This window comes from Domibacillus antri, from assembly GCF_001936625.1.
Classification (GTDB): Bacteria; Bacillota; Bacilli; order Bacillales; family Domibacillaceae; genus Domibacillus; species Domibacillus antri.
This window is the reverse complement of the sequence record NZ_MSDU01000015.1, coordinates 76,943-102,833: the sequence shown is the minus strand read 5'-3', so window position 1 is coordinate 102,833 and position 25,891 is coordinate 76,943. Positions and strand designations below refer to the sequence as shown.

At 44.8% G+C, this 25,891-nt stretch carries 25 protein-coding genes, 2 pseudogenes and 1 other annotated feature; of the genes and pseudogenes, 19 read left to right on the top strand and 8 right to left on the bottom strand.

Translation table 11 applies throughout. From position 1 onward, the window contains the following. Positions 1-24: 24 nt before the first annotated feature. Positions 25-1,140, bottom strand: a complete 1,116-nt coding sequence (locus tag BTO30_RS08630; protein WP_075398323.1) for an aminopeptidase — start codon at positions 1,138-1,140, stop codon at positions 25-27. A 161-nt stretch (positions 1,141-1,301) separates the two neighbouring features. On the opposite strand from BTO30_RS08630, the gene BTO30_RS08625 reads away from it, so the two are divergent. The 8 genes and pseudogenes from BTO30_RS08625 (at position 1,302) to BTO30_RS08595 (ending at position 6,651) form a co-directional block, all read left to right on the top strand. Next, positions 1,302-1,796, top strand: coding sequence for a DUF948 domain-containing protein (locus tag BTO30_RS08625; protein ID WP_075398322.1), 495 nt, complete (start codon positions 1,302-1,304; stop codon positions 1,794-1,796). 20 nt (positions 1,797-1,816) lie between these two features. Next, the gene (locus BTO30_RS08620; protein ID WP_075398321.1) at positions 1,817-2,482 is read left to right on the top strand and encodes a YtxH domain-containing protein; all 666 of its coding nucleotides are present in this window, start codon (positions 1,817-1,819) and stop codon (positions 2,480-2,482) included. A gap of 50 nt (positions 2,483-2,532) precedes the next feature. Next, positions 2,533-2,853: a bacillithiol system redox-active protein YtxJ gene (ytxJ, locus tag BTO30_RS08615; protein ID WP_075398320.1), complete on the top strand. Its 321-nt coding sequence runs from the start codon at positions 2,533-2,535 to the stop codon at positions 2,851-2,853. Between the two features lie 223 nt (positions 2,854-3,076). Further along, the gene (locus BTO30_RS08610; protein ID WP_075398319.1) at positions 3,077-4,153 is read left to right on the top strand and encodes a bifunctional 3-deoxy-7-phosphoheptulonate synthase/chorismate mutase; all 1,077 of its coding nucleotides are present in this window, start codon (positions 3,077-3,079) and stop codon (positions 4,151-4,153) included. A gap of 77 nt (positions 4,154-4,230) precedes the next feature. Continuing rightward, positions 4,231-5,229: a catabolite control protein A gene (gene ccpA, locus BTO30_RS08605; RefSeq protein WP_075398318.1), complete on the top strand. Its 999-nt coding sequence runs from the start codon at positions 4,231-4,233 to the stop codon at positions 5,227-5,229. A 27-nt stretch (positions 5,230-5,256) separates the two neighbouring features. Next, positions 5,257-6,062, top strand: a pseudogene (locus BTO30_RS08600) (MotA/TolQ/ExbB proton channel family protein). Next, positions 6,059-6,162, top strand: a pseudogene (locus tag BTO30_RS17985) (flagellar motor protein MotB); the annotation flags it as partial. The pseudogenes BTO30_RS08600 and BTO30_RS17985, both read left to right, overlap by 4 nt. A gap of 144 nt (positions 6,163-6,306) precedes the next feature. Continuing rightward, positions 6,307-6,651 (top strand): OmpA family protein, encoded by a 345-nt coding sequence (locus tag BTO30_RS08595; protein ID WP_425429447.1) that lies wholly within the window; start codon positions 6,307-6,309, stop codon positions 6,649-6,651. Positions 6,652-6,667: 16 nt separating this feature from the next. On the opposite strand, the gene BTO30_RS08590 is transcribed toward BTO30_RS08595, so the two are convergent. From BTO30_RS08590 to BTO30_RS08580, 3 genes are read right to left on the bottom strand one after another with little or no spacing between them, the layout of a single operon-like run. Then, positions 6,668-7,828, bottom strand: a complete 1,161-nt coding sequence (locus BTO30_RS08590; protein ID WP_075398317.1) for an acetoin utilization protein AcuC — start codon at positions 7,826-7,828, stop codon at positions 6,668-6,670. Further along, a complete protein-coding gene (locus BTO30_RS08585; RefSeq protein ID WP_075398316.1) occupies positions 7,825-8,472 on the bottom strand; it encodes an acetoin utilization AcuB family protein in 648 nt (215 codons plus the stop codon). Before BTO30_RS08585 ends, BTO30_RS08590 begins: the two co-directional genes overlap by 4 nt. Positions 8,473-8,492: 20 nt before the next feature. Further along, positions 8,493-9,125, bottom strand: coding sequence for a GNAT family N-acetyltransferase (locus BTO30_RS08580; protein WP_075398315.1), 633 nt, complete (start codon positions 9,123-9,125; stop codon positions 8,493-8,495). Between the two features lie 187 nt (positions 9,126-9,312). Between BTO30_RS08580 and acsA the strand changes: the two genes are divergently transcribed. Both acsA and tyrS read left to right on the top strand, forming a co-directional pair. Further along, entirely contained in the window at positions 9,313-11,031 is a 1,719-nt protein-coding gene (gene acsA, locus BTO30_RS08575; protein WP_075398314.1) for an acetate--CoA ligase, read from the top strand. Between the two features lie 119 nt (positions 11,032-11,150). After that, positions 11,151-11,366 (top strand) — a binding site (T-box leader). 43 nt (positions 11,367-11,409) lie between these two features. Further along, positions 11,410-12,669, top strand: coding sequence for a tyrosine--tRNA ligase (gene tyrS, locus BTO30_RS08570; RefSeq protein ID WP_075398313.1), 1,260 nt, complete (start codon positions 11,410-11,412; stop codon positions 12,667-12,669). Between the two features lie 80 nt (positions 12,670-12,749). Here tyrS and rpsD read toward each other — a convergent pair whose 3' ends face one another. The 3 genes from rpsD to hisJ all read right to left on the bottom strand — a co-directional run bounded on the left by rpsD (position 12,750) and on the right by hisJ (position 14,888). Continuing rightward, on the bottom strand, positions 12,750-13,352 hold the full coding sequence (gene rpsD / locus BTO30_RS08565) for a 30S ribosomal protein S4 (protein WP_075398312.1): 603 nt from the start codon (positions 13,350-13,352) through the stop codon (positions 12,750-12,752). A 240-nt stretch (positions 13,353-13,592) separates the two neighbouring features. After that, complete coding sequence (locus BTO30_RS08560) at positions 13,593-14,072, bottom strand: GAF domain-containing protein (RefSeq protein ID WP_075398341.1); 480 nt, start codon at positions 14,070-14,072, stop codon at positions 13,593-13,595. Positions 14,073-14,075: 3 nt separating this feature from the next. Further along, a complete protein-coding gene (hisJ, locus tag BTO30_RS08555; protein ID WP_075398311.1) occupies positions 14,076-14,888 on the bottom strand; it encodes a histidinol-phosphatase HisJ in 813 nt (270 codons plus the stop codon). A 209-nt stretch (positions 14,889-15,097) separates the two neighbouring features. On the opposite strand from hisJ, the gene ezrA reads away from it, so the two are divergent. From ezrA to BTO30_RS08520, 7 genes are all read left to right on the top strand, one after another. Then, positions 15,098-16,798 carry a septation ring formation regulator EzrA gene (gene ezrA / locus BTO30_RS08550; protein WP_158023578.1) on the top strand — a complete coding sequence of 567 codons (1,701 nt, stop codon included), beginning with the start codon at positions 15,098-15,100 and terminating at the stop codon, positions 16,796-16,798. Positions 16,799-16,888: 90 nt separating this feature from the next. Further along, complete coding sequence (locus tag BTO30_RS08545; RefSeq protein ID WP_075398310.1) at positions 16,889-18,028, top strand: cysteine desulfurase family protein; 1,140 nt, start codon at positions 16,889-16,891, stop codon at positions 18,026-18,028. Further along, positions 18,025-19,218: a tRNA uracil 4-sulfurtransferase ThiI gene (gene thiI, locus BTO30_RS08540; protein WP_075398309.1), complete on the top strand. Its 1,194-nt coding sequence runs from the start codon at positions 18,025-18,027 to the stop codon at positions 19,216-19,218. The genes BTO30_RS08545 and thiI overlap by 4 nt, the downstream gene beginning before the upstream one ends. 74 nt (positions 19,219-19,292) lie before the next feature. Further along, on the top strand, positions 19,293-20,198 hold the full coding sequence (gene rarD / locus BTO30_RS08535) for an EamA family transporter RarD (RefSeq protein WP_075398308.1): 906 nt from the start codon (positions 19,293-19,295) through the stop codon (positions 20,196-20,198). Between the two features lie 74 nt (positions 20,199-20,272). After that, positions 20,273-20,773: a thiol peroxidase gene (gene tpx / locus BTO30_RS08530; RefSeq protein WP_075398307.1), complete on the top strand. Its 501-nt coding sequence runs from the start codon at positions 20,273-20,275 to the stop codon at positions 20,771-20,773. Positions 20,774-20,856: 83 nt separating this feature from the next. Continuing rightward, positions 20,857-21,849: a class I SAM-dependent methyltransferase gene (locus BTO30_RS08525; RefSeq protein ID WP_075398306.1), complete on the top strand. Its 993-nt coding sequence runs from the start codon at positions 20,857-20,859 to the stop codon at positions 21,847-21,849. Positions 21,850-21,854: 5 nt separating this feature from the next. Continuing rightward, positions 21,855-22,700, top strand: coding sequence for an EcsC family protein (locus BTO30_RS08520; protein WP_075398305.1), 846 nt, complete (start codon positions 21,855-21,857; stop codon positions 22,698-22,700). Between the two features lie 19 nt (positions 22,701-22,719). Here BTO30_RS08520 and BTO30_RS08515 read toward each other — a convergent pair whose 3' ends face one another. After that, positions 22,720-23,040, bottom strand: coding sequence for a restriction endonuclease subunit S domain-containing protein (locus BTO30_RS08515; protein ID WP_075398304.1), 321 nt, complete (start codon positions 23,038-23,040; stop codon positions 22,720-22,722). Between the two features lie 230 nt (positions 23,041-23,270). Between BTO30_RS08515 and BTO30_RS08510 the strand changes: the two genes are divergently transcribed. Together BTO30_RS08510 and argH are read left to right on the top strand one after the other, a co-directional pair. After that, positions 23,271-24,473, top strand: coding sequence for an argininosuccinate synthase (locus tag BTO30_RS08510; RefSeq protein ID WP_075398303.1), 1,203 nt, complete (start codon positions 23,271-23,273; stop codon positions 24,471-24,473). 2 nt (positions 24,474-24,475) lie between these two features. After that, entirely contained in the window at positions 24,476-25,852 is a 1,377-nt protein-coding gene (argH, locus tag BTO30_RS08505) for an argininosuccinate lyase (protein WP_075398302.1), read from the top strand. The last annotated feature ends 39 nt before the right edge of the window (positions 25,853-25,891 follow it).

Below are 25,891 nucleotides of genomic sequence, written 5' to 3'. Positions count from 1 at the left end.
GTTTTTGCGTGACCAAATCTAAATTCACTTTAAGTTTTCCGGATTTAATCCGTCGAGCTCCGGCAAAATGAACAGGCCGTCTTTCCGAATCAAAACGCCGTCAAACCAAATTTCACCGCCGCCGTATTCAGGACGCTGAATGTTGACCATGTCCCAGTGAATGCTGGAATGATTGCCGTTGTATGCTTCTTCGTAGCATTCTCCCGGTGTAAAGTGGAAGCTGCCGGCGATCTTTTCGTCGAACAAAATATCCTGCATCGGATTCAAAATGTACGGATTGACCCCGATCGCAAACTCGCCGATAAAACGGGCGCCTTCATCCGTGTCAAAAATGGTGTTAATCCGCTTTACGTCATTGGCATGCGCATCAATGATTTTACCGTTTTCAAACCGCAGTTTTACATTCTCGAATGTGAAACCGTTGTATGGAGACGGTGTATTAAATGAAATGACGCCATTCACGGAGTCACGCACCGGTGCAGTAAACACTTCACCGTCCGGAATGTTTAAGCGGCCGGCACATTTTATGGCCGGAATATCTTTGATCGAAAAAGTTAAATCGGTTCCCGGACCTTTCAAATGAACCTGATCTGTTCGGTTCATCAATTCAACAAGGGGGTCCATCGCTGCGTCCATTTTGCCGTAATCGAGGTTGCAGACATCAAAATAAAAATCCTCGAATGCATCGGTGCTCATTTTAGCCAGCTGTGCCATGGAAGGGGTCGGATAGCGGAGCACGACCCATTTCGTTTTTGGAACCCTGATATCACGGTGTACTTTTTTCCCGATGGTATTGCCGTGAATCTTCATTTTCTCCGATGGTACATCGGCCTGTTCATTAATATTGTCACCGGCGCGCAGACCGATGTAGGCATCCATTTCTTTCATGACGTTCGCTTCAAAATCCGCCATCAAATCGTATTGCCCCTCAACGGCTCCCATTAAAAGAGAGCGGTCAACACGGTGATCCTTCAGCAAAACGAATGGCCAGCCGCCAGCTTTATACGTCTCCTCTACAAGTGCCGTGACGAGTTCGCGCTGCAGTCCAAAATTTTCGATCAGCACTTTTTCACCCGGCTTAATCTGGCATGAATAATTAATTAAGTTCGCTGCCAGCACTTGAATTCTTGAATCTTTCATAAAAATATCCTCCTTTTTATCACTTTCATTGTACGATGACGGCGAATTTTGTGCAAAAAGAAGGAAAAAGGGCATACTGAAAAGAAATAAATATAATTAGTGTTTAGATTTAACGGCACTGGGTAACTTTATTACATAAACATAGCAGGAGGTGTCTTGGAGTGGAAATCATTCTATACTTGAGCGCAGCCGTTGCGGCCATTGCGTTTCTCATTCTGGTCTTAAATTTGTCCAAAACATTAAAATCAGTCGACAATACGCTCGACACGCTGTCCCGGACAGTAGACCGTCTCGAAGGACAATTGAAGGATGTGACAGCGGAAACAGCTGAACTGTTACATAAAACAAATGCGCTCGCTGAAGATGTTCAGCATAAAACAGAGCAATTGAATACAGTCGTGTACGCAGTGAAAGATGTTGGATCCTCGGTTCATAATTTGAATCACTCACTGAAAAAAGTAACAACAACGATTTCCTCCCAAATGGAAAAAAATCAGTATAAAATTTCACAAGCCGTCCAGTGGGGAAACGTCGTGAAGCAAGTGGTCGATAAATTTAAAGAAGATAAAGCAGCGTCCCGTACCAAGCCAGCTCAGCCACCGACGGTCCGCAATGAGGCGCTGCCGGTCAGTACAAACCAGCATCAGCACAATTAAAAAGGAGGAGTGTTTTATTTATGAAAAACAACCAAGCATATGAGCAATTCAATATTAAAAAGAACAGCGTCAACACACCTCAGCAGGCGCAGTATGACAAATTCGATTTAAACACAGACCGGTATAATAATGATGACACAATAAATACGAAAGATTTCCTGATCGGTGCATTGTTAGGTGCTTTTATCGGTGCCGGGGCAGCGCTTATGATGGCACCTAAATCAGGACGTGAACTGCGTGATGATTTAAATATACAGGCAGGTACTTTGAAAGAACGTGCAAGCGGATTGACGGATACAGCAAGAGATAAAACATCGATGTTATCCAAAACGGTGCAGGAGCAGTCGACTGCCATCGTGGATAAGGTTAAATCTATGAAATCAAGCGACAGCGCAGCCAATTCAGCAACAGCAGAAGAAAAGAAAGAAGAAGCGAAAACGGTAGTTGATCGTGCGGCAGAAACCGTAAAAGACAAAGTGGACACGACCGCTGATACAGCGAAAACAAAATTGGATGAAGCAAAAAAAGCGTTTGATGAAGCTGAAAAATCAACCAGCACATCTTCTGCTGACACGACAGGAACCGCTGTTAAACCGGCATCTTCTGCTGATAAAGGAATCAATGAAAAGAAGAAAGACAACGGTCCGAACAACAACAATAACAACAAAAAGCCAAATAACAAGTAAGAAAAGAGCCGGCATATTCCGGCTTCTTTTTGATAAAAGGAGTCTTATATATGGAGAAGATTAACGAAATTGCACAATTTGAAGAACTTGTTGAATCAAAAGAACCTTTCTTTTTATTGAAGCACAGTACGACTTGCCCTGTGAGTGCGGCGGCATTTGAGGAATATAAAGCATTTTTGGGGGAAGCAGGAACGAATCAAAAAGGCTATTATTTAGCTGTACGGGAGTCACGTGAACTTTCCAACTATATTGCCGAGACCGCAAACATTCGCCACGAGTCACCTCAAGTGATCTTTTTTAAAAACGGTCAGCCGGAATGGAACGAATCTCATTGGAAAATCACAAAAGATAATTTAGCTTCTATTCGCTAAAAACGTTGGCCGGGCGCGGTTTGTCCGGTCTTTTTTATACTTAAACGCTTTAATGCTTAAAAGCGTTTAAGAAATAAAGCAATTTTTTCGTGACATTTCGAAATAGATGATTTATAATAACCGTAATAGCTCGCAGGGGCAAATCACTGCTAGACAGCAGCTTTGATTTTCACAGTCAATTGCGGGAATATTTTGAATTTCTACTTGCGGAAGGATGATGAAAGTGAGCAATCAAGAACTAGAACAGCTAAGAGACAAAGTGGATGAGATGAACGTCCAGCTTTTAAAACTAATCAACGAGCGCGCGGAGCTTGTTAAGGAAATCGGCCGCGTCAAAGAAAAACAAGGTGTGAACCGTTATGATCCAGTCCGCGAGCGTTCCATGCTTAACAACCTTTTAGAAAAAAATGACGGACCGTTTGAGCGTTCAACGGTTGAACATATTTTCAAAGAAATTTTTAAGGCGGGTCTTGAGCTTCAAGAAGACGATCACCGTAAAGCGCTTCTTGTTTCCCGTAAAAAGAAAAAAGAAGACACAATCGTTACCGTACGCGGTCATCAAGTGGGCGACGGCAATGTCACTTTTGTATTCGGACCATGTGCGGTTGAATCATACGAGCAGGTTGCTGAAGTGGCAAAATCAATTAAAGGCAAAGGTCTTAAAATGATCCGCGGAGGCGCCTACAAACCGCGTACATCTCCATACGATTTCCAGGGTCTTGGTCTTGAAGGCTTGAAAATTTTGAAGCGTGTAGCAGATGAATTTGATCTTGCCGTTGTCAGTGAAATCGTAAATCCGGCTGATATTGAAACTGCATGCGAATACATCGATGTGATTCAAATCGGCGCACGCAACATGCAAAACTTTGAGCTTTTAAAAGCAGCGGGCTCTGTGAAAAAGCCGGTTCTTTTAAAACGCGGTCTTGCGGCAACGATTGATGAATTTATTAACGCAGCTGAATACATTCTTGCACAAGGAAACGATCAGGTCATCCTTTGCGAGCGCGGAATCCGCACATACGAGCGTGCGACACGCAACACGCTTGACATTACAGCTGTACCGATTTTGAAGCAGGAAACGCATCTTCCAGTATTCGTTGACGTAACACACTCAACAGGCCGCCGTGATCTTCTTCTTCCGGCTGCGAAAGCAGGTCTTGCGATTGGTGCAGACGGTATCATGGCAGAAGTTCATCCAGATCCAGCTGTAGCACTTTCAGATGCAGCTCAGCAGATGAATTTACAACAATTTGATGAATTTTACGATGAAATTATCAAATCTGTTCCAGTAAAAGCTTAAAATTTAGACTCCTGTGTTTGCACAGGAGTTTTTTTTCGTTAATATAGAGAGAAAGAAACAAAAAGGAGCAAATTCACATGAACATTACGATTTATGATGTAGCAAGAGAAGCAAACGTGTCGATGGCGACCGTGTCACGTGTAGTAAACGGAAACCCGAATGTAAAGCCGGCAACGAGAAAGAAGGTTAATGACGTCATTGAACGTCTTGGCTACCGTCCAAATGCGGTTGCGCGTGGTCTTGCGAGCAAAAAAACAACGACAGTCGGGTTAATTATTCCTGATATTTCGAACATTTTTTACGCGGAATTGGCGCGTGGGATTGAAGATATTGCGACAATGTACAAGTACAACATTATTTTGAGCAACTCGGACCAGAACGAAGATAAAGAGATGCACCTTATTCAGACGATGCTGGGCAAGCAAGTGGACGGCCTTATTTTCATGGGCAACCATATTAACGATGAACATGTAAAAGAGTTTGACCGCTCACCGGTACCTGTCGTCCTCGCCGGCTCAGTGGAGCAAACGGGCAAAACGCCATCTGTCAACATTGATTACAAAGCGGCAGCCCGGCAGGTTGTTCAATCATTGATTGATAATGGACATGAGCGGATTGCGTATGTGGCAAGCCCTTTCCATGATGTGATCAATAAGGATTATGCATTCGCTTCTTATAAAGAAGTACTCGAAGAAGCCGGTATTTATGCAGAAGAACTTGTTGCGGAAGGCGATTACACGTATGACTCAGGTATTGAAGCTTGGGAAAAATTAAATGATGTGAACGACCGCCCGACAGCTGTTTTCGTTTACAACGATGAAATGGCTCTTGGTGTCGTCCATGGTGCACAAGATGACGGTCTAAATGTGCCGGAAGACCTTGAGATCATCAGTTTTGATTCAACAAAATTGTCGCTTATGGTGCGCCCGCAGCTGACAGCTGTCGCACAGCCATTATATGATATCGGTGCCGTTGCCATGCGTCTTTTAACAAAATTAATGAACAAAGAAGAAGTGGATAATCCAGTTGTCGTTTTACCGCACCGCATTGAAAAACGAGGTTCAACGAAAGCTTAACATGCAATGGAGGATGGCGGACCAAACATGAAAAAGCTGGACATGTTAACACCGATCGGATTGGCAATCGGTTTGACGCTTGTCGCATTTGCCATCATATCGAGCGGAGGCGCTTCCGGATTTACTTCATTTGTTAATTTTGCTTCTTTTTAATCGTCATCGGCGGCGTAACGGCGGCTTTACTGATTAATTTTCCACTGAGAGACATAAAGCGTTTTTTTCATGTTATGAAGGAATCGTTTACGGAAGAACCACATGATATCTCTAGGTTAATACATCGACTCGTGCAGAATTCGGAAAAAGCCCGGCGCGAATGCCTGCTGTCTTTGGAAGCGTATCTGCAAAAGGATGATGAATTGTTTTTGAAAAAAGGTATTTTGCTGGCGGTTGATGGCATTGAACAGGAAGAGCTTGTGGAGATAATGAATGCAGAAATGGATGCGCTTGAAGAACGCCACAGTAAAGGCCGGATCATTCTTGAAAAAGCGGGTGAATACGCACCTTCGTGGGGAATGATCGGTACATTGACCGGTCTCGTTCTCATGTTGAAAAATTTAAATGATCCAACGTCACTCGGTCCTAATAAGGCCATTGCTCTCTTAACAACATTATATGGATCTCTTCTGGCTAACCTTGTTTTTTTGCCGCTGGCTTCCAAGCTTGAATTGAAAACAGAGGAAGAAATTTTTTATCGTCAAATTATTATTCAAGGGGTCGCAGGAGTACAATTCGGTCAAAATCCAAATATGCTTCGTGAAAAATTAATCGTGTTTTTAAAAGATACCGATGGAAAGAGGAAAGCAGAAAAAGCGGGAGAGGCAATCGAAATATGAGAAAGAAGCGCCGTACACCGGTACAAAAGAGCGGAGCACCGAAGTGGATGGTGACGTTTTCTGATCTTGTCATGCTCATTCTCGTTTTTTTATTTTGCTGTTTTCCGTTTCGCAAATTGATAAAGCGAAGTTTCAAACGATTGCAGAGTCATTCCGTCAACAGGAGTCATTTGAAGAAACCCCTTCTATCGTTCCGGGTGACTATCCGAAAGAGGAATTAAAGGAGGGCGGCAAAGCATCTCTTATGCCTGAGTTGTTTTCGTTTTTGGCGAAGATCGGGAAACTGTTTGCGGATATGCCAAATATGATCAAAGTAGAAGGGCATACGGATAATGTACTGATTCAAAGCGGGGGTTACCCGTCTAACTGGGAGCTGTCGACTGCTCGTGCAGCGAGTGTCATCCGCTATTTTATTGATCAGTTCGCACTGGCGCCGGAACGGAACGGTTTGCCGCTGTTGGATATGCGGATACGAGACCGCTCGTTCCAAATTCAACAGAAGAAAACAGGCAAAAAAAACCGCCTCGTTGAAATCATTATTCTTGCCCCGGTCTTAACAAATGAAACGGAAGCAGCGCAGCCGGACTAATCGGCTCCGCTGCTTCTTATTTTTTTTGATCGCGCAGCGGGTATAAAAGTTTTTCCACTGTCATCCGGTTTTTTTCCGTGATTTCTTCTTTCCTCGGAATGGCCGGGTACATATCGGCAGGATCGGTCCATTCAGTTGGCAGTGGATAAGGTGCTTTTTCCTGCCATTGTGCGGCCCATGCTTTTGGGAATTGATCGGCTAAATGAGACTGTCCGCTCATTTCCAGCCAGAGAAGCGCCCAGGCACGCGGAACCACGCGCCATATATCATAACCTCCGCCGCCGACAGCAATCCATCGGCCGTCACAATATTCGTGTGCCAGTTCATGTGCCAGTTTGGGAATCCTCTTATAAATGTTCATCGACGCAGATAAATGAGTTAGCGGATCGTAATAATGGGCATCAGCACCGTTTTGCGTTAAGATTACATCCGGTTTAAAGAAGTGGGCCACTTCACGCAGGGTAGTTTCATATGATTCAAGACATGACTCATCTTCTGTAAACGCATCAAGCGGGACATTAAATGAATAGCCGTATCCCTGTCCGTGACCGCGTTCATTCACGTTACCTGTCCCCGGAAACAGATAGCGTCCTGTTTCATGAATAGAATATGTACATACATCCGGATCGTCGTAAAAGGACCATTGAACGCCGTCACCGTGATGCGCATCTGTATCAACATACAAGACGCGGGCGTTATATTTTTCCTGTAAGTATTTAATCGCAACCGAGCTGTCATTATAAATACAAAAACCGGATGCTTTGCCGCGGAACCCATGGTGAAGGCCGCCGCCGAGATGAACGGCATGGTTTGCTTTTTCCTGCATGACTTGATCCGCAGCAATTAATGTGCCGCCTACAAGCAGGGAGCTCGCTTCATGCATGCCTTCAAACATTGGTGTATCTTCAGTGCCAAGACCATATCCTTCGCCTGTTGATTCTGATAATTCACCGCGTCCTGCTTTCTTAACCGCTTCGACGTACTCACGGTCATGAATAAGCGTTAATTCTTCATCCTTTGCGCTGCGGGGTTCAACGATGTCGCTGTCATTCAATGCACCCATTTTACGGAGCAGATCCATTGTCAGCGTAAGCCGAAATTGGTTGAAAGGGTGATTTTCTGAAAAACGATAGCTCAATAATTGATCAGAATGCACGAAGACGGCATCGTGTTTCATGAACAAACCCCAGGCATGTTAGGCCAGAGAACGTGATGGCCCGCTTTTTTTAAATCGTCGATCACCCCGGCAGGATTCATTGTCCGCACGCGGAAAACAATAACTTTATAGTTTTCATCGTCACGATCCGGATAAATAAGTACACTATGTATATTGGCGCGCCGTTTGTTCATCACCTGCGATATTTCAAACAGCATCCCTGCTTTATTCGGCACTTTTACTTCAACACGTGAACCTGGCTGATTGACCCCTGTCAGCTCGACAAACGTGTGCAATACATCTGTTTCGGTAATCAGGCCGACAATTTCTCCGTTCTGAACAACCGGCATGCAGCTGATATCGTGTTCATAAAACGTTGCTGCCACATCCTCCACAAAATCAAGCGGATGACCGGTAATGACGTTTTTTTCCATAATCAGACTGAGCGGCTTATTTAATTCTTCCTCGCCGACTTCTTTTTGTAAAATAGAGGGTGTCGCATCTTTAATATCACGGTCAGTGACAAGTCCGACCAGCGAACTTTCTCCATCGGTAATTGGAATATGGCGGATTTTATGATCGCGGCAAAGCTGAAGGGCCGCGGCAATTGTATCGTCTGGTGAAAGCGTATGTACGTCCATCTGCATAACTTCTTCTACAATCACTGGTCAGTCCCCCTTATCTCTTAATACATAAAACGGTTCATAAAGCGGATTTGATCAAATCTTTGAATAGATTCCTGATCGACGCGCGCGCCGATTCTTACCATTAAACAGTTGGCCGGATGAGAACTGATTTCCGGATCATCTGTTGCATACCAGACAAGTCCGCCTGCATTCATCATTTTCTCCATAATTTTTCGATATTCCCAAACATTCAAACCGGTTCCTTTTAAATCCCAGTGCCAATAATACTCTGTCGTAATCGTGATGTAATCTTCCATTTGATCGTCCATCATTGCGACAATAAGCATATTTTGGCCAACACGTGCGCCTCGGTATTCCGGTGCGACTTCAATTGCTCCAAGCTCGATCAAATTTTCCAGCTTTGCTTCCGACCACCGCTCAAGCGGATCGGGGTATAAAAATGTGACATACCCGACGATTGTATTGCCGCTGCGTGTAATGATAATCCGTCCCTCGGGAAGTCCGGCGATGTCAATTAATGCCTTGTGCTGCTGCTCTGGCTGGCGAAAGGCGACAAGCCCTTCATGAAATTCATACTGTGCAAGTGCTTCCGGCGTGACAGGCCCTTCAATAAACAACGTGCCGGCGGGTGTTTCCACTTCTTTTGAATGGTACGTTTTACTATGCTCCATTAGGTCACCACCTTAACATTTATCCATACTTAACATTATACATAAATGCACATAAAATAAAGCGTTTTCACCTTTTTTTCAGAAAATCTATAAAAACTTAACAAAAAGATTTTTGAATAAATTGTGAAAATTTCTAAAGTATTATATAATAGCATTGTATTACTCATACATAAGGGGGAATCGGTTTATGAAATTGGAAGCGCTATCAGCTGTGCAGGGCAATTATAATTTAACAAGCTATGAAGACACATACGCTTCTTTTGATTGGAAAGAAGCGGAGAAAGCTTTTTCCTGGTCCGAAACAGGAAAAGTAAATGCTGCGTATGAAGCGATCGACCGTCATGCCGAGTCTGACAGAAAAAACAAAGTAGCACTGTACTACCGTGATGCAAACCGCAATGAACAATACACATTTGCGGAAATGAAAGCGAATTCGAATAAAGCGGCCAACGTATTGAAAGAGTACGGAAATGTAGCAAAAGGAGACCGCGTCTTTATATTTATGCCGCGTTCGCCGGAACTATATTTTGCGGTACTCGGTGCGATTAAAGCAGGAGCGATTGTCGGACCGCTGTTCGAAGCGTTCATGGAAGGAGCCGTTCGCGATCGTCTTGAAGACAGCGAAGCGAAAATCATCGTTACGACGCCGGAACTGCTCGAGCGTGTGCCTGTAAATGAACTGCCGCACCTTGAAAAAGTATTCGTCGTGGCGGACAATGCCGAAGAAGATGAAAAACATATCGATTTCCTTTCTAAATGGAGCAGCGCATCGGATGAGTTTGAGATTGAATGGGTGGACCGAAATGACGGTTTGCTTCTTCATTACACGTCTGGTTCTACCGGAAAACCAAAAGGTGTTCTGCATGTACATAATGCCATGATTCAACAGTATCAGACAGCGAAATGGGTACTGGATTTACAGGAAAATGATGTATATTGGTGCACAGCTGATCCAGGATGGGTAACAGGAACAGCATACGGCATCTTTGGACCGTGGCTCACAGGTTCAACAAACGTCATTGTTGGGGGACGCTTCAGTCCGGAAGCATGGTACGGTACAATCGAAGAATATAAAGTCACGGTCTGGTACAGCGCGCCAACAGCCTTCCGCATGTTGATGGGGGCCGGCGATGAAGTCGTGAAAAAATTTGACCTTTCTTCACTCCGCCATATTTTAAGTGTTGGCGAACCGCTCAATCCTGAAGTAGTCCGATGGGGCAAGAAAGTATTTGACCTTCGTATTCATGACACATGGTGGATGACGGAGACAGGTGCACAGGTCATCTGTAATTATCCGGCAATGGATATTCGTCCGGGCTCAATGGGCAAACCAATCCCGGGTGTAAAAGCAGCTATTGTGGATGATCAAGGAAATGAGCTTCCGCCAAACCGTATGGGCAACCTTGCTATTAAAAAAGGCTGGCCGTCCATGATGGCGGCAATCTGGAACAACGAAGCAAAATATGAATCATATTTTATGCCGGGAGACTGGTACGTTTCGGGTGACTCTGCATACATGGATGAAGATGGCTACTTCTGGTTCCAGGGCCGCGTTGATGATGTCATTATGACGGCGGGTGAGCGCGTTGGTCCATTTGAAGTCGAAAGCAAACTTGTGGAACATCCAGCGATTGCAGAAGCCGGAGTTATCGGGAAACCGGATCCGGTCCGCGGGGAAATCATTAAAGCTTTCATTGCACTGCGCGACGGCTATGAGCAGTCGGATGAATTAAAAGAAGAAATTCGCCAGTTCGTGAAAAATGGTCTTGCCGCACATGCCGCACCACGCGAAATCGAATTCCGTGATAAGCTTCCGAAAACGCGTTCCGGTAAAATTATGCGCCGTGTCCTGAAAGCATGGGAACTCGATTTGCCGACAGGCGACCTCTCGACGATGGAAGACTAATAAGTTTGAAAGCTGCTCCGGACTTTCGGAGCAGCTTTTTGCCGTGACTGCACGTATTGAGCAGAAATGAGTTTGACAAAATAAAATAAGCGGGCTACAATGTTCCTTATATTATATAAAAACAAGCGTTGAACGGAATAAGTAGTCTTGCTGTCCCTGTTACAAAGAGAGCTTTCGGCCGGTGAAAGAAAGCACAAACAGCGGGATGAATTACCTCCCGGAGCTTTCGCCGTGAACAGTTAGTAGCGGATGACGTCACCGTCGTTACCGGTTTGAGTGGAGAAAATCTTTTTTCTCAAGTTTTGGGTGGTACCGCGCGTATAAGCGTCCCTGCATGTTTGCAGGGACGTTTTTTGTTTGAAAAAAGGAGATGACATAATGGAATTGTTAGAAGATTTAAAGTGGAGAGGCATCGTCTATCAGCAAACGGATGAAGAGGGCATTGAAAAATTGCTGAACAAGGAAAAAATTGCGCTGTATTGCGGCGTCGATCCGACTGCGGACAGTATGCATATTGGCCATTTGCTGCCGTTTTTAACATTGCGCCGTTTTCAAAAGCACGGTCATAAACCGATCGTTTTAGTTGGCGGGGCAACAGGTACAATCGGTGACCCGAGCGGAAAAAAAGAAGAGCGTACACTGCAGACGATGGAGCAGGTGCAAAAAAATGTGGATGGATTGCGTGCGCAGCTGGAAAAAATCTTTTCCGTTGAAGGCGGTAACGGGGCGGTTCTTGTCAATAACTACGACTGGATCGGTTCAATGGATGTGGTCACATTCCTTCGTGATTTTGGGAAAAACATTGGCGTTAACTACATGCTGGCAAAAGATACAGTCTCATCGCGTCTTGAAAGCGGCATTTCTTTTACTGAATTTTCCTACACGATCTTGCAGGCGATGGATTTTTACTACTTACACAAAAACCATGACTGCCGCATGCAAATTGGCGGAAGCGACCAGTGGGGCAATATTACAACGGGCCTCGAGATGATCCGTAAAATGAATCCGGAAGGCGAGCAGGCATTTGGCTTTACAATTCCGCTTGTCACAAAATCAGACGGAACGAAATTCGGAAAAACAGAAAGCGGTGCGGTCTGGCTTGATCCGGAAAAAACGTCTCCATATGAATTTTACCAGTTCTGGATCAATACGGCGGATGCGGATGTAGTTCGTTATTTGAAAATTTTCACCTTCTTAGAGAAAGCTGAAATTGAAGCGCTCGAAACGTCTGTAAACGAAGAACCGCACCTGCGTAAAGCGCAAAAAGCACTTGCGGAAGAAATGACACGTTTGATTCATGGCGATGCAGCATTGAAACAGGCGGAAAGCATTACAAAAGCATTATTCAGCGGCGACATTAAATCATTGTCAGCGGACGAAATTGAACAGGGCTTGAAAGATGTGCCGAGTTATACGCAGGAAGGTGAAATCCCGAATATCGTGGATCTTCTTGTTGCAGCAGGTATTTCTCCGTCAAAACGTCAGGCGCGTGAAGACGTGCAAAATGGCGCTGTTTCGATCAATGGTGATAAAATGACGGATACGGCGTATGTATTGTCGGAAGAAGACAAAATGGACGGCCGTTTTACCGTTATCCGCCGCGGGAAAAAGAAATACTACTTAATTCAATATCAATAATGAGAAAAGCTGCTCACAAAAATGGGCAGCTTTTTTCATACAAAAAAACCAGCCCGTAATGGACTGGTTTTTGAACGAGATTAACGTGAGTAGAACTCAACGATAAGCGCTTCGTTAATTTCAGCTGGAAGCTCTGAACGCTCAGGAAGGCGTGTGAATGTACCTTCAAGTTTATCAGCGTCGAAAGTCAAGTAGTCTGGTACGAAGTTGTTCACTTCAACTGCTTCTTTAATGATTGAGAAGTTGCGTGATTTTTCGCGAACGCCGATTGTTTGGCCGATTTTCACTTGGTAAGATGGAATGTCAAGACGTTTTCCATCAACAGTGATATGACCATGGTTTACAAGCTGACGAGCTTGACGGCGAGTGCGGGCAAGACCAAGACGGTATACAAGGTTATCAAGACGTGATTCAAGGAGAATCATGAAGTTTTCGCCGTATACGCCTTTCAATTTACCAGCACGGTCAAACAAGTTACGGAATTGACGCTCAGTCACGCCGTACATGTGACGAAGTTTTTGCTTCTCTTGAAGCTGTTGTCCGTATTCAGACAATTTTTTACGCTGGTTCGGGCCGTGTGGACCTGGTGCGTAAGGGCGTTTTTCGATTTCTTTACCTGTACCGCTTAATGAAATGCCGAGGCGGCGGGATAATTTCCAGCTTGGACCTGTGTAACGAGCCATAAGATGACTCCTCCTTTAGTGTTTTTATTTTGTTGTAAAATAAAAACCGGTGTGATTCCGACTATTTGCGCATTTTGTTTTCATGCACCATCGCCCTGCAGCAACGGGTTACACGATGCCCCTTTTCCGGAACGCGCCGGATAAAGAAACAAAATGACATCAAAACAGCGTACACATAGGCTGCATTTATTTTACACAAAGAATAGTATATAACGCACAAATTTCACTGTCAACCTTTTCTTAAAGGAAACGGACAAGCATGTCAGCGAAATGGGTCAAACCTGCTTCATCTTCTTCATCGAAACGGTTCACTTCCGGACTGTCAATATCAAGCACACCGATTAAATTGCCGTCTTTTAAAAGCGGAACGACAATCTCTGAACGGGAGGCCGCGTCGCACGCAATATGACCGGGAAATTCATGAACATCTGCTACACGAAGCGTCTTTTGTTGGGCTGCAACAGTACCGCATACGCCTTTCCCGAATGGAATACGTACACAGGCCGGCAATCCCTGAAATGGACCGAGCACAAGTTCATTGCCATCATTTAAATAAAACCCAACCCAATTGATCCGGCCGAGAAATTGGCCGAGAAGCGCAGATGCATTGCTTAAATTGGCGATCTGATTCAGTTCACCGGCTGCGAGTGCTTCGAGCTGTTTTGTAACGAGTGAGTATTGCTCCTGCTTTGTGCCTGAATAATGAGATGTTTGGAACATCATTTATACACTTCCTTCTATTAATTTGCGATCAATGTGGTCGAAGCCTTGACCAATCCCGGCCGCTGCATGGGCATCGGAACCGTAAACGAGTGGAATACCCAGTGAATGAGCGGCGCGGGCGATATTTAAAGGCGGATATGTTTCCAAGCAGAGAGGTTTAACCATCCCGGCTCCATTGTAGTCCAATGAATAATTGTATTTTTTTACGGCTTGCAATATCGCTGTGATGTTGTCGTCAAATGACTGGCTGCATGGATACATAAGCTGAAACTTATGAACGAGTGTTATATGACCGATTCGTTCGGGCTTAAAAGCACCGAGATCTGCTTCGACCGATTGTAGCAATGTATCATAGTACAATTTATAAACTGATTCAACTGATCCGACTTTTCCGACGATGGCACCGAACTCCTCCTCACTGAAATCAACACAGTAATAGCGGCCGGCATGGCGTAAAAAATGCACGGATAAAATGCTGTCATCAAGGTGCGGTCCATACTGATTAAGAAGATCGGCTGTGTCAGTCTCAAAACCTTCAATAAAATCGATTTCCAGGCCTGTGCGAATTCGGATTGACGATTTATACCTTTTTTTTGCTGCCTCAACCATATGTAAGTAGTTTTCCAGCTCGGTCCATTCCATCGCGCTGTCCCGTTCAGGTGCTGGATCGGTGAAATTTGCCGGAAGCGGAGCGTGCTCGGTAAAGGTGATATCGGTAAATCCATGTTCAATCGCACGTTCAATATAGTAATCTAATGTATCTTTTGACCCATGGGGACAGAAGGAAGTATGAATATGCCCATCTCTAAACATGTGTAAAAACTCCTTTTTTTCTAATTTAACAGCTAATTTGACATTTTTTTGCGAAATATGTGCGAAAAAACACAAGTTCCCATCCAAAAAAGGTGCAGTCGTGCTATTATTAAGGAATAGTGAAATTATACGTAATTGAACGGAAGGGTGCAATCCGGCTCTATTTTTACATACATTTTATTTTATTCGTTGTTACGAGGGGGCTTATGATGGTGAAATTTGTCATTGGAGCGGTAATTGTCGTATTAATTCTGCTTATTTACACACTTGTAAGCAGAAAGAGAAATGCAGAAGAAATTGATCGGCTTGATATGAAAAAGACGGAGCTTTTGCATCGTCCCGTTAATGAAGAGCTGACGAAAGTGAAGCGTCTCAATATGACTGGCCAGACGGAAGAGCTATTTGACAGATGGCGCACAGAATGGGATGAAATTGTAACGGTTGATATCCCGGCTGTTGATGAAAAATTATTTGCTTCTGAAGAGCAGATTGATCAATTTCGCTTTGGCAAAGCGAAAAAGACAAATGCTGAAATCGCCAGCCGCCTCGACCAAATCGAGAAGAAAGTCGATGGGATATTAACAGAATTGGATCAACTTGTCGGCAGTGAAGAAAAAAACCGGTCAGAAGGGGAAGAAATGCATGCGAGACATCGTGATGCCAAAAAGCGGCTGCTCGCTCATCGTCACACATTTGGTAAAGCGGCACCTGTCCTTGAAGTTCAATTAGATGTATTGACAGGACGATTTGAAAAATTTGCGGATTTAACAGAAGAGGGGAATTACCTGGAAGCGCGCGAACTATTGAGGGAGATTCAGACGGAAATGGATTTAATGCAGCATAAAATGGATCGTATTCCTTCGCTTATGACCGAGGTGAATCATACATTGCCTGCGCAGCTCTCCGAAATAGAAAACGGTTATAAAGAAATGAAGCAGGACGGCTATTTGCTGGATCACCTGCAAATTGAAAAAGAGATTGGGCAGCTGAAAGAAGACTTAGGGCGCTGCCGTGATTTCCTTGTGAAAACAGAGGTGGACGAAACAGAATTGATCGTATCGGATGCAAGGGACAGCATCGAGTTCTTTTATGACCTTCTTGAAAAAGAAGTGTTGGCCAAACATATCGTCCTGAAAGATGAAGGTGAAACCGGCCTTATTATTGACGGTATAAGCGAATATAACGGCAAGCTGATGGAAGAAACCGATGTTGTCAAGCAAAGTTATCATCTGGACGGTGAAGAAGCCGGAGTGCCGCGTCGTCTGAAAGAAGAAATTTATCACCTCGAAAAACAATATGAAATTTTACACGGCCGGATTGCGGAAGAAAAAACAGCCTATTCGTTTTTATATGATGAATTGAAAGACATTCAAGCACGAATTGAGGAGTTGAAAAAAGAGCAGGACGGATTTGCGGCGTATTTGCAGACACTCCGCAAGGATGAAGTGGAAGCGGGAGAAGAGCTGCAGTCACTACGGCTTCGTGTACAAAACATTTCGCGTATGGTAAAACAAAGCAATCTACCCGGTCTGCCCGATTATTACCGTGATATGTCGGAAGAAGCGAGTTTACATTTAAATGAAACGAATGCGTATTTAAATGAAAAACCGCTTAATATGAAAGCAGTCCGTGAAAAGCTTCAGACGGCAAAAGAAGAGATTGACCGTCTCGGAAGCAAAACAGATGAATTGATTGAACAGGCAGCGCTGTCCGAGCGGATGATTCAGTTTGGAAACAGGTACCGCCGGACGCATCCGAATATCGGGCCGAAACTGAATGAAGCAGAACTCGCTTTCCGCCATGCTGATTACGGTAAAGCGCTTGAACTATGCGCTACGGCAATCGATAAGGTCGATTCAAAAGGGTTAAAGAAATTCGACGCGCAATATAAAGAAGAGCAAAAAACATAAAGAAGCAGCCGTCTCCAAAACAAAAGAGGCGGCTTTTTTTATGCGGTTGTGCTAACATGAATAGGTGAAAAAATGTGAGGGGTATGAAACATGATTTATTTTGATAACAGTGCAACGACGATGCCTGATGGGTCCGTTATGGAAACGTTTTTGAAAGCGGGAACCCGCTTCTTTGCGAATCCGTCATCCCTTCATACGCCGGGGATGGAAGCGGAACGTCTGATTGAAAAAGCGCGCGCGCAAATCGCCGGATTGATTGGCGCAGCTCCGGATGAAATTATTTTTACTTCCGGCGGAACGGAGTCAAACAATCTTGCGGTGAAAGGAACTGCCGCTTTTTACAAAGGACGCGGCCGTCATATCATTACAACAGCTTTTGAACATCCATCTGTCTATGAAGCGTTTCTTGCCCTTGAAAAGGATGGATTCAGCGTTACGTTTGTAAGACCGGACGAAAACGGCATTGTAAGGGTGAAAGACATTGAAAAGGCCATCACCGATGAAACCATCTTTGTATCCGTTATGCATGTAAATAATGAAACAGGTGCCGTGCAGCCGGTGGAGGAAATCGGCCAAATGCTGCAACAATACCCGGGCGTTTCATTTCATGTAGATGGTGTGCAGGGATTTGGAAAGGTCCCGCTTCATTTGAATAAAGCGTGTGTTGATCTTTTATCGGTGTCCGGACACAAATTTCATGGATTAAATGGCACTGGTTTTTTATATAAACGGTCTGGGGTGAATGTTTTGCCGCTTTTCTCAGGGGGAGGTCAGGAAAACGGCTTACGGAGTGGAACGGAAAATGCGGCTGGAATTGCCTCGCTTGCCAGAGCCGTGCGCTTGCTGCATAATGAAAATCCTGAAAAGCTGCGTAAAATAACAGGAACAATTCGTGAACAGCTGAACACCAGAAATTGGGCAGTCGTTCATACACCGATTCAGGCAGCTCCGCATATTCTGAATTTTTCTGTGCCGGGAGTGAAAGGGGAAGTGCTCGTTCACGCGCTGGAGAAAGAAGGAATCGTTGTCTCGACTACGAGCGCATGCTCGTCAAAGCAAAATAAGCCAAGCCGGACTCTCGAAGCGATGAACGTAAGTGGAGAACAGGCAGCTTCCGCCATCCGTGTCAGTATTTCACGATATAATACAATGGAAGAAGCTAATCAATTTATTGCCGCCTTGGACCGCGTTGTGCCGGTTCTGGCGAAAAAAAGGAATGAACGAAAATGAAATATGACCGCATTTTAGTCCGCTACGGTGAAATCTCAACAAAAGGCCGCAACCGGAGCAAGTTTACAAATAAAATGAAATCGAATATAAAGCGCCTGCTCGCTGATGACCAAATTCAAGTGGAAGCCCAGCGCGACCGTATGTTTATTTATTTAAATGGCGCATCATTTGATGATGTGAAGGAAAAACTCGTTCATGTATCAGGTATTCAATCATTCAGCCCGGTTGTGAAAACATCGCAGGAACTGGATGAGGTGAAAGCGGCCGCTCTTGAATTAGTGAAAAAAGCAATGAGTGGCGGGACGACGTTTAAAGTGGAAACACGCCGTGCCGATAAAACGTTTCCGCTTGATACGCACACGTTAAACCATGAAATTGGCGGGCATGTATTACGCAACACGGAACAGTTAACGGTTGATGTGCGCAATCCGGACCTAACGCTTGTTGTCGAAGTGAGGAAAGAAGCAGTATACTTGTCATGTGAAACCATTGCCGGAGCAGGTGGAATGCCGGCTGGCGCTGCCGGAAAAGCGGTGCTTCTCTTATCAGGAGGTCTTGACAGCCCGGTTGCCGGCTACTTGATGATGAAGCGCGGCGTCGAAATTGAAGCCGTCCACTTTTTCAGCCCGCCGTATACGAGTGAACGGGCGAAACAAAAAGTCATTGACCTAGCTGACGCCTTAACCAAATATGGCGGTCAAATTCGCCTTCATATCGTGCCGTTTACATCTATTCAGGAAACGATTCATAAGCAGGTGCCGGAAAATTATACGATGACGTCAACGCGTCGAATCATGATGCGGATTGCGGACCGGATTCGGGAGCAGACAGGATCGCTTGCCATTGTGACAGGTGAAAGCCTAGGGCAGGTCGCAAGTCAGACGATGGAGAGTATGGCGGCGATTAACGACGTGACGAACACACCCGTTTTGCGCCCGCTCATTGCTTCGGACAAGCTGGATATTATGGAGATTGCCAGAAAAATCGGCACGCATGATATTTCCATTTTGCCGTTTGAAGACTGCTGTACGATTTTCACACCGGCCGCACCGAAAACACGGCCAAAAACAGAAAAAGTACAGTATTTTGAAAGCTTTCTCGACTTTAATCCGCTGATTGAACAGGCAGTACGTGATACGGAAACCATCATGCTGCCGAAAAAAGAAGCGGAAATAGAAGACTTATTATAAAATCCCGCGCCTTACAAAGGGCGCGGGATTTTACCGGAAGATATTTCGAGTATAGAAAGAAATCAGGTGTAAATATGCAAAACGAATGGAAAACAGGTATTCTATTCACCGCAGGTTCATATATTATTTGGGGTCTAATTCCGATTTATTGGAAATTAATCGACAGTGTATCTGCTTATGAAATACTGGCTAACCGGATTATCTGGTCGTTTATTTTCATGATTATACTGCTTATTGTCATGAAAAAGCTGGCACCGCTTCAGAGCGTGCTGATAGAAATAAAAACGCATCCGAAAGAGGCACTGGCACTCGCAGCAGCATCCCTTTTAATCAGTGTCAACTGGTTCGTTTTTATTTGGGCGGTCAATCACGACCATATTATTGAAACGAGCATGGGGTATTATATTAATCCGCTCATGAGTGTACTGCTTGGTGTTATCGTGTTAAAAGAAGCGCTTTCCAAAGCACAGCTCGTATCCTTTTTACTCGCAGCGACGGGCGTTCTCGTCATGACATTTTCATATGGGTCATTCCCATGGGTGTCGATTTCGCTGGCGGTGTCGTTTGCCTTGTACGGTCTGGCGAAAAAAATGATCAAAATGGATGCGGCAGTCGGCTTAACCATTGAAACAGCCGTTGTAACGCCGCTTGCGGTTCTTTATCTTGTCTATACATCTATGCAAGGAGGAATGAGCCTGTTTTCGGGGGAGGTGAAAACGGACTTGCTTTTAATGGGGGGCGGTGTGCTGACAGCGATCCCGCTCTTGTTATTCGGTCATGGCGCACAAAAAATTCCGCTTTATATGATCGGTTTTTTACAATACATCGCGCCGACCATGACCCTTTTGCTCGGCGTACTCGCTTATCATGAACCGTTTACGTCGTCACAAATGCTGTCATTTGTTTTCATCTGGAGCGCGCTCGCTGTTTTTACATTTGCTCAAGTGAGAGGCATCCAAAAGAAAAAAGCCGTCATTTAATCCTTTTCCATTGCAATTATCCTGGTTTTTTCAGTATGATGTATGTATACTGCTGAATTTGGAGGGAATTATACATGGCAAATGTAACATTTAAAGGAAATCCGATTACATTGATTGGCAGCGAAGTAAAAGTGGGTGACAAAGCACCTGATTTTAACGTGCTCGCAAATGATCTATCTGCGGTGACATTAGCGGATACAGCGGGCAAAGTTCGCTTGATCAGCGTTGTGCCTTCGCTTGATACGGGCGTATGTGATGCACAGACACGCCGTTTTAACGAAGAAGCAGCAAAAGTGGACAACGTTGAAGTGTTGACGATTTCAGCTGACCTTCCATTTGCTCAAAAACGCTGGTGCGCAGCTGCGGGTCTGGAAAGTGTAAAGACATTGTCTGACCATCGTGACTTTTCTTTTGCCGAAGCATATGGCGTCGGTATTAAAGAACTTCGCCTATTGACTCGCTCTGTATTCGTGATTGATTCAAATGATACAGTTACATACGTGGAGTATGTCAGCGAAGCAACGGATCATCCGAATTACGATGCGGCGATTGAAGCAGCGAAAGCAGCAAACTAATTCAGTACGGCACGTCACACAGCCGGCTTTGACATTTTGTCGGAGCCGGCTGTTTTTTGCGAATAGAAAGAGAGGATTTTACGATGAATCAAGGAGTATCCGTTGAACAGCTTTTTACTACATTCGATGAATCTGCCCTTATACTCGGGCGCGCATTGTCGATCACTTATCTTGAGGCGCTCGGTGAAACGGCGGAAAATTTGTTTCACGGCGATGTGATCCATAAAGAACTTTCGGAAATGGATAAAAAGCGGCTTCAAAAGTTGTATGATCATGCCCATTTGGACCGTTATTCAAAAGAATCGATCCGTAAGTCGTACCAGCTGGCCATTTTAAAAGGCATGAAAGAACATGTGCAGACAAATCATCAGATGACGCCGGATTCGATCGGCTTATTTATTGCGTATTTAATGAGAAAAAGCATTGGCGGCAAAAAGCCGTTTACACTGCTTGATCCGACGATTGGAACGGGTAATCTTGTAACGACGATTTTAAATGAATTTGATGGAATGGTGGAAGCGCATGGTGTTGATTTGGATGATGTGCTTCTGAAGCTGGCTTACGCGGGCGCCAATCTTTTGCATCATCCGATTACATTATATAACCAGGATGCATTGGAACCGCTCTTGATCGATCCGGTTGATGTGGTTGTCTGTGATTTGCCCGTCGGGTATTATCCGAATGATGTACGGGCAGCGGACTACCGCTTGCAGGCAGACAGCGGCCATTCATATGCGCACCATTTATTCATCGAGCAGAGTTTGCGTCACACGAAACCGGGCGGACAGCTGTTTTTTATCATTCCAAACGGGCTGTTTGAATCGCCGGAAGCGAAAAAACTGCAAGCCTTTTTAACAGAAGTAGCGTACATTGAAGGTGTCATTCAACTGCCGGAAACATTGTTTAAAAATAAACAGGCGGCAAAAAGCATTCTTATGATGCGTAAAAAAGCGCCGGATGTTAAAAAACCAAAAGAGGTGCTTCTTGCTTCTATGCCGTCTTTGACAGATAAAAAAGCAACAGCAGGCATTGTGCAGAAAATTGACCGCTGGTTCAGCGATTATCAGAAAGGATGACACGTATGTGGACAGAACGGGACCGAGCGTATTGGGACCGGCTTATGGACTGGGAGCAGCAGCTTGCCTCCTATGAAGGAAATGATGTTGAATACCAGGCGGCGAATGCGCTGGAGCGTCTGATGCAGGAAATTCCGGAAGAAGTACGGGACCGGTCCTTTGCCCGGATTGATCAGGCCTTGTTTCATGTACACTCGCTTTTGCAAGGATCTCAGCTCCAAACGGAAGCGCGCGAACGTATTCTCACATCAGCCCGCATTTTCCGTGAGGATATTGAACATGTTCGGGACTTGCGGAAATTGACGATCGATCAGCTTTGTTACATCAGCCGGCAGCAAATGACGCGCACCCGCTTTTATTCAGCTGTGCAGGGAGCGGTAACGGGAACAGGCACGGCACTGCCGGTTGCGGCTGATTTTTTGGCAATGGCTGCGGTTAATTTAAGAGCGGTTCAGTTAACGGCACTTTCGTATGGATACGATGTTGAAATTCCTTTTGAAATGACCGCTTCATTGAATGTCTTTCATGCGGCCATGCTGCCGGACCGGTTGAAAGCGGACGGCTGGGCACAGCTTATTTCCGATGTGGAAGATGGGAAAGCCCCCTTTTATTTTTATGAAGGGACTGAACGGATGGCGGATGAATCGTGGCTGGAAGAGCCGATCCGTCAATGTGTAAAAATCGCTGCGGTGATGGCGCTTCGAAACAAAAAAATATCCGGCATTCCGCTTTTATCAGTCGCAATCGGCGCCGGCGCCAATTACAGGCTGACGAAAAAAGTGACAGAGTTCGCGGAAAGTTACTATCAATTCCGTTATTTGAATGAAAAAAAAGAAAGAACCGGAGAATGATCCCGGTTCTTTCAGCTATTTATGAATGTCTTTTTTGCGGCGAATCTGATGAATTTACATCCGGTACGGTGCGAAACCAGAGCCATAAATCATTAATAACCGAAGCAAGTTCACTGATTTCGGTATTTAAGCGGCATGAAACGATGAAGTTTTCTTCATTATTTAAAGCAGTTTGCTTTTCGTTTATCGATTTTTCCAGTTCTTGAATCCGATCAGGGATCATCCCGCGGATGGTTTCCCATATATGCATAATCTGTTCCTGTTCTTCAAGCGGATAATCTGTCCATTCACGCGGCAAAACGGGAATGGAAATGCCAAGCCGATTGTCATGCTGAAACATTGGATCACCTACAAAAATGATTTCTTTCTATTTTAATAGAAGTCTTCAAAAATGGCAAAATAGGCGTTTATACATGATTTCTACATAAATACACAAAAAACTGTATTTTTTTATGAAAAGCACTTGAAAGGCAAGGGATAACGTGATATTCTTTATACATGTTAACAGAATAAAAATAAAAATTGATGAATATTTATACTAGTGAACGTAATATAGAGGAGGCAATATAGATGGGTAAGAAAGTAGTTCTCGCTTATTCAGGTGGTTTAGATACATCCGTCGCGATTCCGTGGCTAAAAGAAAAAGGGTATGACGTTGTGGCGGTTTGCCTTGATGTTGGCGAAGGAAAAGACCTTGAATTTATTAAAAACAAAGCGCTGCAAGTCGGTGCTGTTTCAAGCTACATGATCGATGCAAAAAAAGAGTTTGCAGAAGATTTTGCATTAATTGCTTTACAGGGCCATACATGGTACGAAAATAAATATCCTGTTGTTTCCGCTCTTTCCCGTCCGTTAATTTCTAAAAAATTAGTTGAAATCGCTGAGCAGGAAAATGCTACAGCAGTTGCACACGGATGCACTGGAAAAGGAAACGACCAGGTTCGTTTCGAAGTGGCCATCCGCGCTTTAAATCCAGACCTGGAAGTACTTGCACCTGTTCGTGACTGGGCTTGGTCGCGTGAAGAAGAAATTGAATACGCGAAACAACATAACGTTCCGGTGCCGATCGGAAAAGAAAGTCCGTTTTCAATTGACCAAAACTTATGGGGGCGCGCAAACGAGTGTGGTGCATTAGAAGATCCGTGGGCTGCGCCGCCGCTTGATGCGTATGATTTAACAGCGCATTTGGAAGATACGCCGGACACGCCGGAAATCATTGAAATTGATTTTGTAGAAGGCGTTCCAACAGCAGTCAACGGACAGGAAATGGAACTGGCTGAATTGATCCTTCACTTAAATGAAGTGGCGGGCAAGCATGGCGTTGGCCGTATCGACCATATCGAAAACCGCCTCGTCGGCATTAAGTCTCGTGAAGTATACGAAACGCCTGGTGCAACAACATTGATTATCGCTCATAAAGAATTGGAAGACCTTACACTTGTAAAAGAATTGGCTCATTTTAAACCGGTTATTGAAAAACGCCTGACGGAGATTATTTATGATGGCTTATGGTTTAACCCGATTCGTGAAGCACTTGTTTCGTTCTTGAAAGAAACACAAAAATACGTTACGGGCACAGTCCGCGTGAAACTGTTTAAAGGTCATGCCATTGTAGAAGGCAGAAAATCACCTTACTCATTGTACGACGAGAAACTGGCAACGTATTCAAAAGACGATGCATTCGACCACGCCTCAGCAATTGGCTTTATTAACCTGTACGGACTGCCGACAGTGGTCAGCTCCCGTGTTCATAAAGAGAAAGGGTTAAAATAATCATGACGAAAAAATTGTGGGGCGGACGGTTTCAGAAATCAGCGGAAGAATGGGTAGACGAATTCGGCGCGTCCATCTCATTTGACCAGGAGCTCGTTTTTGAAGATATCGAAGGCAGCATCGCCCACGTCACGATGCTCGGTGAAACGGGTATTTTAACAAAAGAAGAAATGAATCAAATCAAGGCGGGACTGGAGGCTTTAAAGAAGAAAGCCGAAGCCGGTGAAATCGAATTTTCGGTTTCCCTTGAAGATATCCATTTGAATTTGGAAAAAGCGTTGATTGATTCGATCGGCCCGGTTGGAGGGAAGCTCCATACCGGACGAAGCCGGAACGATCAGGTTGCGACCGATATGCATTTGTACTTGAAGAAGCAGGTCAAAGAAATTATCGGCCTTATCAGCCAGTTCCAGTCGGTTTTAGTGGAGAAAGCTGACAAACATAAAGAAACGATTGCGCCTGGCTATACTCATTTGCAGCGTGCGCAGCCGATCTCGTTTGGACATCATTTGATGACGTACTTCTGGATGCTTCAGCGTGATAAAGAACGGTATCAGGAAGCGCTAAAACGCATCGATGTGTCCCCGCTCGGCGCAGGGGCACTCGCCGGCACGACGTTTCCAATTGACCGCAAACGGTCCGCTGAGATCTTAGGCTTTTCCGCTGTGTATCAAAACAGCATGGATGCTGTGAGCGACCGCGACTTCATTTTAGAATTTTTAAGTGCTTCATCGATTCTTATGATGCACCTGTCCCGCTTTGCGGAAGAGATCATTCTCTGGTCGAGCCAGGAGTTTCGCTTCGTCGAGATGGACGATACGTTCTCAACCGGGTCCAGCATTATGCCGCAAAAGAAAAATCCGGACATGGCGGAACTCATCCGCGGCAAAACAGGACGCGTATACGGCAACCTGTTCAGCTTGCTGACAATTTTAAAAGGACTGCCTCTTGCCTATAACAAAGATATGCAGGAGGATAAAGAGGGCATGTTTGATACCGTCCATACGGTTCTCGGTTCTCTGAAAATTTTCGCCGGCATGGTCGATACAATGACGGTAAATGAAGACCGCATGAAAGACGCTGTGCAAAATGATTTCTCGAATGCGACTGAGCTGGCGGATTACCTTGCTGCAAAGGGCATTCCGTTCCGTGAAGCGCATGAAATTACCGGCAAACTAGTATTCACGTGCATTCAGAAAGGATGCTTCCTGCTCGATCTTTCAATGGACGAGTTGAAAGAAGCGTCGAATGTCATTGAAGAAGACATTTATGGCGTTTTATCCCCGTATGAAGCAGTCAAGAGAAGGAAGTCTCTCGGCGGCACCGGTTTTGACCAGGTCGAAAACCAGATTCAAGCGGCGAAAGAATTGCTTAAATAAGACAAAAATCCGCCAACGGAGTGGCGGGTTTTTTGTGAA

Bases quoted from the DNA above. Each gene is read 5' to 3' on its own strand.
- BTO30_RS08630 (WP_075398323.1), bottom strand. From the start codon at position 1,140: ATGAAAGATTCAAGAATTCAAGTGCTGGCAGCGAACTTAATTAATTAT.
- BTO30_RS08620 (WP_075398321.1), top strand. From the start codon at position 1,817: ATGAAAAACAACCAAGCATATGAGCAATTCAATATTAAAAAGAACAGC.
- ytxJ (WP_075398320.1), top strand. From the start codon at position 2,533: ATGGAGAAGATTAACGAAATTGCACAATTTGAAGAACTTGTTGAATCA.
- ccpA (WP_075398318.1), top strand. From the start codon at position 4,231: ATGAACATTACGATTTATGATGTAGCAAGAGAAGCAAACGTGTCGATG.
- BTO30_RS08595 (WP_425429447.1), top strand. From the start codon at position 6,307: ATGCCTGAGTTGTTTTCGTTTTTGGCGAAGATCGGGAAACTGTTTGCG.
- BTO30_RS08590 (WP_075398317.1), bottom strand. From the start codon at position 7,828: ATGAAACACGATGCCGTCTTCGTGCATTCTGATCAATTATTGAGCTAT.
- BTO30_RS08580 (WP_075398315.1), bottom strand. From the start codon at position 9,125: ATGGAGCATAGTAAAACGTACCATTCAAAAGAAGTGGAAACACCCGCC.
- acsA (WP_075398314.1), top strand. From the start codon at position 9,313: ATGAAATTGGAAGCGCTATCAGCTGTGCAGGGCAATTATAATTTAACA.
- tyrS (WP_075398313.1), top strand. From the start codon at position 11,410: ATGGAATTGTTAGAAGATTTAAAGTGGAGAGGCATCGTCTATCAGCAA.
- rpsD (WP_075398312.1), bottom strand. From the start codon at position 13,352: ATGGCTCGTTACACAGGTCCAAGCTGGAAATTATCCCGCCGCCTCGGC.
- BTO30_RS08560 (WP_075398341.1), bottom strand. From the start codon at position 14,072: ATGTTCCAAACATCTCATTATTCAGGCACAAAGCAGGAGCAATACTCA.
- hisJ (WP_075398311.1), bottom strand. From the start codon at position 14,888: ATGTTTAGAGATGGGCATATTCATACTTCCTTCTGTCCCCATGGGTCA.
- ezrA (WP_158023578.1), top strand. From the start codon at position 15,098: ATGGTGAAATTTGTCATTGGAGCGGTAATTGTCGTATTAATTCTGCTT.
- BTO30_RS08545 (WP_075398310.1), top strand. From the start codon at position 16,889: ATGATTTATTTTGATAACAGTGCAACGACGATGCCTGATGGGTCCGTT.
- thiI (WP_075398309.1), top strand. From the start codon at position 18,025: ATGAAATATGACCGCATTTTAGTCCGCTACGGTGAAATCTCAACAAAA.
- rarD (WP_075398308.1), top strand. From the start codon at position 19,293: ATGCAAAACGAATGGAAAACAGGTATTCTATTCACCGCAGGTTCATAT.
- tpx (WP_075398307.1), top strand. From the start codon at position 20,273: ATGGCAAATGTAACATTTAAAGGAAATCCGATTACATTGATTGGCAGC.
- BTO30_RS08525 (WP_075398306.1), top strand. From the start codon at position 20,857: ATGAATCAAGGAGTATCCGTTGAACAGCTTTTTACTACATTCGATGAA.
- BTO30_RS08520 (WP_075398305.1), top strand. From the start codon at position 21,855: ATGTGGACAGAACGGGACCGAGCGTATTGGGACCGGCTTATGGACTGG.
- BTO30_RS08515 (WP_075398304.1), bottom strand. From the start codon at position 23,040: ATGTTTCAGCATGACAATCGGCTTGGCATTTCCATTCCCGTTTTGCCG.
- BTO30_RS08510 (WP_075398303.1), top strand. From the start codon at position 23,271: ATGGGTAAGAAAGTAGTTCTCGCTTATTCAGGTGGTTTAGATACATCC.
- argH (WP_075398302.1), top strand. From the start codon at position 24,476: ATGACGAAAAAATTGTGGGGCGGACGGTTTCAGAAATCAGCGGAAGAA.